The sequence below is a fragment of the Streptococcus lactarius genome (genome assembly GCF_016642265.1).
Classification (GTDB): Bacteria; Bacillota; Bacilli; order Lactobacillales; family Streptococcaceae; genus Streptococcus; species Streptococcus lactarius.
The window spans coordinates 1-9,019 of the sequence record NZ_MRXX01000017.1; the positions used below are offsets into that span (position 1 = coordinate 1).

10 protein-coding genes are annotated in these 9,019 nt (G+C 44.8%); 9 read left to right on the forward strand and 1 reads right to left on the reverse strand.

Translation table 11 applies throughout. The features are described from left to right. The 5 genes from BTU61_RS09880 to BTU61_RS09900 form a co-directional block, all read left to right on the forward strand. Positions 1-518: TipC family immunity protein (locus BTU61_RS09880; RefSeq protein ID WP_200773388.1), on the forward strand; the 518-nt coding region annotated here is incomplete at its 5' end. A gap of 152 nt (positions 519-670) precedes the next feature. Beyond that, positions 671-1,183, forward strand: a complete 513-nt coding sequence (locus BTU61_RS09885) for an adenine phosphoribosyltransferase (protein ID WP_200773389.1) — start codon at positions 671-673, stop codon at positions 1,181-1,183. A gap of 101 nt (positions 1,184-1,284) precedes the next feature. Continuing rightward, positions 1,285-2,229 (forward strand): homoserine O-acetyltransferase MetA, encoded by a 945-nt coding sequence (gene metA / locus BTU61_RS09890; RefSeq protein ID WP_200773390.1) that lies wholly within the window; start codon positions 1,285-1,287, stop codon positions 2,227-2,229. A gap of 9 nt (positions 2,230-2,238) precedes the next feature. Further along, positions 2,239-2,922, forward strand: a complete 684-nt coding sequence (locus tag BTU61_RS09895) for a DnaD domain-containing protein (RefSeq protein WP_200773391.1) — start codon at positions 2,239-2,241, stop codon at positions 2,920-2,922. 18 nt (positions 2,923-2,940) lie between these two features. Beyond that, the gene (locus BTU61_RS09900) at positions 2,941-4,128 is read left to right on the forward strand and encodes a glycerophosphodiester phosphodiesterase family protein (protein ID WP_200773392.1); all 1,188 of its coding nucleotides are present in this window, start codon (positions 2,941-2,943) and stop codon (positions 4,126-4,128) included. A gap of 41 nt (positions 4,129-4,169) precedes the next feature. On the opposite strand, the gene add is transcribed toward BTU61_RS09900, so the two are convergent. After that, positions 4,170-5,189 carry an adenosine deaminase gene (gene add / locus BTU61_RS09905; RefSeq protein WP_200773393.1) on the reverse strand — a complete coding sequence of 340 codons (1,020 nt, stop codon included), beginning with the start codon at positions 5,187-5,189 and terminating at the stop codon, positions 4,170-4,172. A 136-nt stretch (positions 5,190-5,325) separates the two neighbouring features. Between add and yghU the strand changes: the two genes are divergently transcribed. From yghU to BTU61_RS09925, 4 genes are all read left to right on the forward strand, one after another. Further along, positions 5,326-6,114, forward strand: a complete 789-nt coding sequence (yghU, locus tag BTU61_RS09910; RefSeq protein ID WP_200773394.1) for a glutathione-dependent disulfide-bond oxidoreductase — start codon at positions 5,326-5,328, stop codon at positions 6,112-6,114. Positions 6,115-6,437: 323 nt separating this feature from the next. Next, complete coding sequence (locus BTU61_RS09915; protein ID WP_200773395.1) at positions 6,438-7,127, forward strand: tRNA (adenine(22)-N(1))-methyltransferase; 690 nt, start codon at positions 6,438-6,440, stop codon at positions 7,125-7,127. Further along, entirely contained in the window at positions 7,114-7,911 is a 798-nt protein-coding gene (locus BTU61_RS09920) for a Nif3-like dinuclear metal center hexameric protein (RefSeq protein ID WP_200773396.1), read from the forward strand. The genes BTU61_RS09915 and BTU61_RS09920 overlap by 14 nt, the downstream gene beginning before the upstream one ends. Positions 7,912-7,920: 9 nt before the next feature. Then, positions 7,921-9,019 (forward strand): NAD(P)/FAD-dependent oxidoreductase (locus BTU61_RS09925; RefSeq protein ID WP_200773397.1); only part of this gene is annotated, 1,099 nt, incomplete at its 3' end.

The window sequence follows — 9,019 nt, forward strand, 5'->3', positions numbered from 1 at the left end:
TGAGCCTTAAAAACCCTATGGAGGAGATCGTTTACTCTGAAAATGGTGGGATGATGCGCTATGTGATGTTTAAGCCGTTTACAGAGACGATAGGAAATGATGGTATCTGGAAAGAAGATGAGGAATTTCAAATCTACCCCTATTCAAAAGGAATTGTCGGTGGAAACGAAGAACTATCCGTGATGATGTTTAGAGGAACTCCCAACTGGACCTATATGTATGATCTTGAACTGCAAAAAGGTGTGACTCTTGGTTTTATATTTAAATACAACTCGTCTAAAAAGCTGTTTTTACAGAAAGAGGTCTACCTTTCTAAAGAAGATACTACCTACGAGGGCCAACAACTCCTTGATCAACTTGCCACCTATGGCAAAGACCGTGCTTGGTTGAAAAAGCAAAGTAAGAAGGTTGTTGAACAATACATTCTTGGTACTTGGTTTAGGAATGGAAGTTCCCGTTATTCTTTGAAAAACTTGGGTGATATGAAAATCGAGTACAACAAATTGATAGAAGAATAGTAAGCCTGTTTCCAATCCCACATCATTTTTCGGATGTGGGATTTTTGCTTTTGCTGCAGGTGTTTGGGAAAATGATGTAGCAAAAAATGATGCAAGTAAGTAGAATTCATGGTATAATGGAATGTAAAAATTTTTAGGAAAGAAAGTAAACCATGAATTTAAAAGATTACATTGCAAGCATTGAAAACTATCCACAAGAAGGGATTACCTTCCGTGATATTAGCCCTTTGATGGCTGATGGGAATGCCTATAGTTATGCGGTTCGTGAAATCGTTCAATACGCGACGGACAAGAAAATCGATATGATCGTAGGTCCTGAGGCGCGTGGATTCATCGTTGGTTGTCCAGTTGCTTACGAGTTGGGTGTTGGTTTTGCTCCTGTTCGCAAGCCTGGTAAATTGCCACGTGAAGTGATCTCAGCTGACTATGAAAAAGAATACGGTGTGGATACCCTTTGCATGCACGCAGATGCGATCAAACCTGGCCAACGCGTTCTCATCGTTGATGACCTTTTGGCGACTGGTGGTACGGTGAAAGCAACCATCGAAATGATCGAAAAACTCGGTGGAGTGGTAGCAGGATGTGCCTTCTTGATCGAGTTGGATGAATTGAAGGGCCGCGATGCAATTGGAGACTATGACTACAAAGTCTTGATGCATTACTAATATAGTCTATCATTATAACTAGATACAGAAAAACCATAATTGAAAACTATAAGCTCCTATCATATAATGTTAGTTAAGAACTTGTAAGATGGGAGCTTTTTATGCCAATTACACTAGATAAAAAATTACCAGCTGTTGATATTCTTCGTTCCGAAAATATTTTTGTCATGGATGATGTTCGGGCGACTCACCAGGATATTCGGCCTATGAATGTTCTCATTCTTAATCTCATGCCGACCAAGGTTGCGACGGAAACGCAGCTCTTGCGCCTCTTGGCCAATACGCCCTTGCAGCTCAATGTAGAATTTCTCTACATGGCGAGCCATGAATCCAAAAATACAGCGGCAGAGCACTTGGAGAGTTTCTACAAGACCTTTGAGGACATCAAGGACAACTACTATGATGGCTTAATCGTGACAGGTGCGCCGGTCGAAAAGATGGACTTTGAGGATGTAGACTACTGGGAGGAGTTGACCCAGGTCTTTGAATGGTCTAAACGTCATGTCTTTTCTACCTTGCATCTTTGTTGGGGAGCCCAGGCTGGTCTTTTCTACCGTTACGGGATTCAAAAGGTCGAACTCTGTGACAAGCTATCTGGTATCTACGACCAAGCGGTGGTCCGCCCTGATAGTCTTCTGATGCGAGGATTTGATGATCGTTTTCTTGCACCTCATTCTCGCTATACGGATATTCCTTTGAAAGAAGTCCTTGAAAAGAGCAACCTTCAAGTGATTGCGCAGGGAAGTGAGGTTGGATTGTCCATCATTGCCAGTCCGGACATGCGTGAAGTATACAGCTTTGGCCATCTAGAATATGATCGTGATACGCTAGCCAAAGAATACTACCGCGATGTCAAGGCAGGCTTGGACCCAGACCTACCCAAGAATTATTTTGAACACGATGATGCCAGCACAGAGCCTCGCATTCGTTGGAATCTAGCAGCGACGACCTTCTTTAGTAATTGGATCAACTATGCGGTTTATCAAGAAACACCTTACCGCTTGGAAGAATTGGAAAAAGATATTTCATTTTATGGTTACCTATAAAGGGGAAGTATGACATATTCACAAGCATTTAAGTCTGGCAACTTGGTTCTTCCAAGTGCCTTGCTTTTTCACTATCATGACTTGTTCGACCAAGCAGATGACTTCTTGGTTTGGCAGTTTTTCTTTCTTCAAAATACCACAGGTCAGGATGCACTGACACCTAATCAGATTGCTCAACACCTGGGTAAGACTGTGACCGAGGTTAATCGGATCATGTCCAATTTAACCACAAAGGGCCTTCTTCAATACCGGACCATTGAGCTCAACGGCGAGATTGAGGCTATCTTTGATGCGACCATTGCCTTGGAGCGATTGGATGATCTTTTGGAAGCAAAAGCACAAAGTAAGGCCCAGAGCGCACCTGCAAAAGGCAATGTCATCAAGGACTTGGTAGAGACCTTCCAACAAGAGCTTGGCCGGCTACTAACGCCATTTGAAATCGAAGATTTGACCAAGACCGTGCGCGAAGACCAGACAGATCCTGACGTGATCAAGGCGGCCCTACGTGAAGCTGTCTTTAACGGGAAGCCTCACTGGAAGTACATTCAGGCTATTTTGCGCAATTGGCGTAGTGAAGGCATCAACAGTCTGGCCCAAGTTGAGGCCAAACTGCAAGAGCGTGAACAGGCCAATCCACGCAATGTGACCGTATCAGACGATTTCTTGAAAGCCATGGATTTATGGAAGGATTAAGAGGAGACGATTGATCAAATGAAACGGGGAGACAATAAAAGACCCAGACGATTTAGATGGCTCTATCCGACTATGTTTGTGGTCGGATTGTTTTTATTGTTTGGCGTGGTCAGCTTTTACTACGTACGAACCAACCTATTAGCTTCGGGCTTGTACCCAGTAGAGGAGAGTCTGGTGGAGGCTGGTTATACCAAAACGAAGACAGGCTTTCGCAAAAAAGAGGCCAATGTGACCATTGACATCCAGTGGAATGCAAAAACAAAAGTATTTGATAAGAATCACTATCGTTTTAAGGCTCATCAAAAGACAACTTTCTGGAAGAAAACCTATGTGGATAAGAAAACGCTTGAAAGCTTAACCAATGGCCAACTATCTAACCAATATGGTTTTGTGCATTACTCCAAGGTTAGTCAGAAAGATTGGCTAAGGGTTTCTCCAAGACTGGTAGCCCACGCTGGAGGAACAGTTCGGGGGAAGGAGTACAACACGAAGTATACCAACTCCTTAGAGGCTTTACGGCAAAACTACAATCTCGGCCATCGCTTGTTTGAAATGGATTTTAATTTGACCAGCGACAAGAAATTGGCTGCAGTCCACGATTGGCATCATTATGGAAATAAAGATGGTGTTGCTCTTTCTTCGAAAGAATGGAAGAAATTTCAAGGCTATGGTTCTCCAGAAACACCAAGTCGCTTTACGACCATGCTGATAGGGGATGTGTTTGATCAAATGCTGATCAATCGGGATATGGTGTTGATTACCGATACCAAATCAATGGAAATCCCTAAGGAAGATAGGATCACACAATTTAAAGAACTTGTTTCAGAAGCAAATAAGCGGGACAAAGAACTATTGGATCGTGTAATTCCACAAATTTATAATCAAGAGATGTTCGGAGAAATCGAAGCGATTTATCCTTTCAAACATGTCATCTATACCTTGTATGCTTCACCAGATAGTGCAGAAGAGGTACTGGATTTTATTTCCAAGCACAAGGAAATTGAAGCAGTAACTATACCTATCGATGATTCTCGATTAACTCCTAAGTTTATCGAACAGGTACATCAACTTGGAAAACGGGTTTATGTTCATACGATTCAAACCTATGAGAATTTAACTAAGTATGCAGCGATCAATGTCGATGGCTTTTACACTGGCTTATTGACCCCACAGGATATGGCCGTGTATGAATCCGTATCGAAATAAAACAGAAAACTAGCCCTTTCATCAGGCGCTAGTTTTTGCATTTATAAATAGTCGGAGTAAGCTTTTTCTAGTCTAGCAAGGAGTGCTTGCTTTTCCTCGTCGCTGGCAAAGGAAGCCTGGATGGCATCGACATTGTGTTGGTAAAAGTCAGCTTCCTTAGTTTGGAAATGCTGATGGTAGAGGGCGTATTCCTTTGTGAGGTCGGTATCAGATACAGTCCGGTTATCGGTATTGATACTGATCCGAGCACCGGCTGCCTTCATCTTCAGATAAGGGAAATCCTCTATAGTCGGTGCGGCTTTTGTCTGTAAGTTGCTGGTCAAGCAGAGTTCACCCGTGACCCCATTGTCAATAAAGGATTGGAGTAAGGCTGGTTCATGAGATAGAGCTGTCACGTGGCCATTGCGTTTGATGCCAAAAGCAATCGATTGGGTTACAAAGTGTGGGCAATGACACTCACCTGCGTGAAGCGTCATCTGCCGATGGTAACTTTTGACTTGCTCGATTAAAGGTCGAATATCTTCTGGAGAGTAGTTGTGCTCATCCCCAGCAAAGTCAAACCCGACAAATTCCTGATCCCTGACTTGGTTTGCTTCGGCAAGGATGCGAGATGTGAGTTCTTGATCTGATTGGCGCATGCCACAAACGAGGGTTTTGGCTGTAATGACAAATTCATCCTGGGCTTGGCGCAATCCTTCACAGACAGCATCGATAGTTTCTGGGACGGTAAGGCCTTGGTCCATGGACAATTCTGGTGCAAAACGAACCTCAATGTAGAGGACATTCTCCAGAGCCGCTTGCTTAGCCACATCGTAAGCAGCAAGGCTCAAGGCTTCCTTGGTTTGAAGAAGGGGCCGAATATAGTCAAAGGCCTCCAAATAGTCCAATAGATTCTCACAGTGGGCAGGCGCAGTGACATGGTGTTTGAGCTCTTCATCGCTAACAGGTAGGTCAATATTGGCCATAGCTGCCAATTGGCGAATAGTCGGAAGAGACAAGGAACCGTCTAAGTGACAGTGGAGTTCCGTCTTTGCCAAACTATGAAAATCGATCGTGGACATGGTTTTCTCCTTAAAAATGTATTTTTTCTATACTATCATTTTGACCAGAAAAGTCAAGTAAAGCTAGCGTAGCAGATTTTTGAAAGGAGTGCCTGGATTTGATATGCTAGTAGTAGCTTAAAAAAGGAGAAAAAAGATGTCAGACTATCAATTACCAGAAGTATGGGAAGCACCCAGTCAAATGGGAGGAGCCTGGGGTGGTTTGAACCAACCAACAGCAGGTGCCCGCTTTGAACAAACTCTTCCAAAAGGCGACCAGCCTTTCCAACTCTACACTCTTCCAACCCCCAATGGGATCAAGGTGACCATTATGCTGGAAGAACTAAAAGAGTTGGGTGTGGATGCGGGCTATGACGCTTACCTCATCAAGATTGGAGATGGCGACCAATTTGGTAGTGACTTTGTGGCCATCAATCCAAACTCGAAAATTCCAGCCATGTTGGATCAATCAGGTGACCAAACCGTTCGGGTTTTTGAATCTGCCAATATTCTCATGTATTTAGCAGAGAAATTTGGACAATTGATTCCAGTAGATCCTGCTAAACGAACAGAAGTGCTTAACTGGCTCTTCTGGCAGACGGGTGCGGCACCATTCTTAGGAGGAGGCTTTGGCCATTTTTTCCATTATGCGCCGGAGAAAATCGAGTATGCTATCAACCGCTTTGCCATGGAAGCCAAACGCCAATTGGACCTACTGGACAAAGAATTGGCGACCAAACCTTATATCGCAGGAGATGACTATACCATTGCGGATATCGCCATCTGGTCTTGGTATGGCCGTCTAGCCCAAGACAAGGTCTGGGACCGAGCAGGAATTTTCTTAGATGTGAATGAATACAAGCATTTACAAGCTTGGACAGAGAAAATTGCTAATCGCCCAGCAGTGCAACGTGGCTTGGAAGTGGACTATAAGGAAATTGACTAAAGTCTAAGCATAGATAATTCAATTATATTGAGATTTTCCTTAGGTGAGTCCGGACGTCAGCGAACTTCGTAGAAGTTCCATGACTTAGTTTTGAACCTAAGGTTTCAAAACTCCCGAGTGCATGAAACAAAATAGTTCCATGCACTTTTCTCACTGCGGAAAACTCTATACGTATTTTATTGGCTCCAAAAATAAGAGATTTCTCAACTTATATATCTAGCTAGAACAATATAGAAGCAATTTGACAAGGCGCCGTTGCGCCTTTTTTTAATGGTGCAAACATGGTATACTAAGGAATGGAATAAAAGTATAGAAAGAAGCACATGGAATTTACGAAATTATCAAATCGCTTGAATCTGGTGGCTAGCTTTGTCCCAGCTGGAGCGCGTCTGTTGGACGTGGGAAGTGACCATGCTTATCTGCCAATCGCGCTTTTGCAAGAAGGGAAAATTAAGGCTGCTATTGCAGGGGAAGTGGTTAAGGGACCTTATCAGTCTGCCCTGCAAAATGTCGCCGATAATGGTTTAGAGGAAAAGATTGAAGTCCGCCTAGCTAATGGCTTGGCTGCATTTGAACCAACGGATAGTATTTCCTGCATCACCATCGCAGGAATGGGCGGGCGCTTGATTGCCGATATCCTAGCAGCAGGTCTTGAGAAATTAGCCGGTGTCTCCCGCTTGGTCTTGCAACCCAATAATCGGGAAGATGAACTGCGGGCTTGGTTGGTAGATCATGATTTTCGCCTTGTTGATGAAGCTATCTTGGAAGAAAATGAGAAGTTTTATGAGATCCTTGTGGTCGAACAGGGTTCACAAGAGTTGACAGCCAAGGAATTGCGCTTTGGTCTCCATTTGATGCGAGAACAAGCTCCAGCATTTGTCCAAAAGTGGTCCAAGGAAGAGGAAAAACTAGCCTTCGCCTTGGAGCAGGTCCCAGTTGAGAATCAATCTGCCAGAGCATCGTTAGAAGACCGCATCGCACAAATCAAGGAGGTCCTAAATGAAAGCAAGTGAAGTCATCAAACGCTATGAAGCATACAGTCCTCAAGAACTTTCCATGGAGGGAGATGTCTGTGGCTTACAGGTCGGCACCCTGCAAAAAGACATCAAGAAGGTCATGGTAGCCTTGGATATCCGGGAGCAGACGGTGGCAGAAGCTATTGACCATGGGGTGGACTTGATCATCGCCAAGCACGCGCCCATTTTCCGTCCCCTCAAGGATTTGGTAGCTGATCGGGCTCAAAATCAGATCTATATTGACTTGATCAAACACGATATCGCGGTCTATGTCAGCCATACCAATATTGATATTGTCCCAGATGGATTGAACGATTGGTTCTGCCAGCTTTTAGAAATTGAAAATACAGAGCCACTCAGCATGACAGGAGAAGGACTCGGAATTGGCCGGATCGGTCAGGTACCAGCCCAAACCTTTGGTCAGTTGGCTCAAAAGGTCAAAGAAACCTTTGGCTTAGATGCCTTACGCTTGGTTGGTTATGACCAGGCGGATCTGGATCGGGTCATTGAGCGCGTCGCTATCTGTGGAGGAAGTGGCCAATCCTTTTACAAGGATGCTCTCGCTAAGGGGGCTGAGGTCTACATCACAGGAGATATCTACTACCACACAGCTCAAGACATGCTGAGCGATGGCCTTTTGGCCTTGGATCCAGGTCATCATATCGAAGTTCTCTTTGTGTCAAAATTAGTCGAAAAACTCAATCAGTGGAAGTCTGAAGAAGCGTGGGAAATCGAAGTGATTGGCAGTCAAGCCAGCACCAATCCTTTTTACCATATCTAAGGGGTTATCATGAAAGTTGCCATTATCGGTGCAGGGATCGTTGGATCCACTGCAGCCTATTATTTATCCAAGGAAGCACAGATAGATGTCACCGTCTATGATCACGGAGTTGGCCAAGCAACCAAGGCAGCGGCTGGTATCATTAGCCCTTGGTTTTCTAAGCGGCGAAACAAGGCCTGGTATCGTCTGGCTCGGCTAGGAGCTGATTTCTACCAAGAATTAGTAGAGGACCTAGCCAAAGACGGAATCGAAACAGACTTTTACCAGCAGACTGGGGTCTACCTCCTTAAGAAGAACGAAGAAAAATTAGATGAACTCTATCAGTTGGCGCTGAGTCGTCGGGAGGAATCTCCCTTAATCGGGAACTTGGCGGTTTTAACTAAAGAAGAAGTGGGCCAACAATTCCCAGGTCTGCAAGGCTTTGAACAGCTCCTTTATGCGTCCGGTGGAGCCCATGTAGAAGGAGCTCTTCTAACGGAAACTCTTCTGAAAGCTAGTGGCGCAAGAGTGATCAAGGAAGAGGTTGCTCTCTCAATCTCTGATCACGGCTATCAGATTGCAGGAGAGAGCTATGACCAGGTCATCCTAGCGACAGGAGCCTGGTTGGGTCAGGTGCTCGAGCCACTTGGCTACCAAGTTGATGTCCGTCCTCAAAAGGGACAGTTGCGGGATTATCATCTAGACTTAGACACGGATGACTATCCTGTGGTCATGCCAGAAGGGGAACTGGATATCATTCCCTTCCAAAAAGGCAAGATCAGTATGGGAGCCACCCATGAAAATGAGATGGGCTTTGACCTGACAGTGGATCAAGCTTTGCTCAATCAGATGGAAACGGAAGCCTTGGCCTACTATCCAGAACTAGCTCAAGCGACAGTTGTCGGGGAGCGCGTAGGAACTCGTGCCTACACCAGTGACTTTTCACCATTTTGGGGAGCTCTTCCCGATCAAGCAGGTCTCTATGTCGCCAGTGGCCTCGGTTCGTCTGGCCTCACAACTGGTCCCCTTATTGGGTGGCACCTGGCCCAACTAGTGACAGGGAGAGACTTGCGCTTAGATCCAGCAGATTATCCAGTTGAACAATATGTGAAGAAGAGAGTGGGACAGA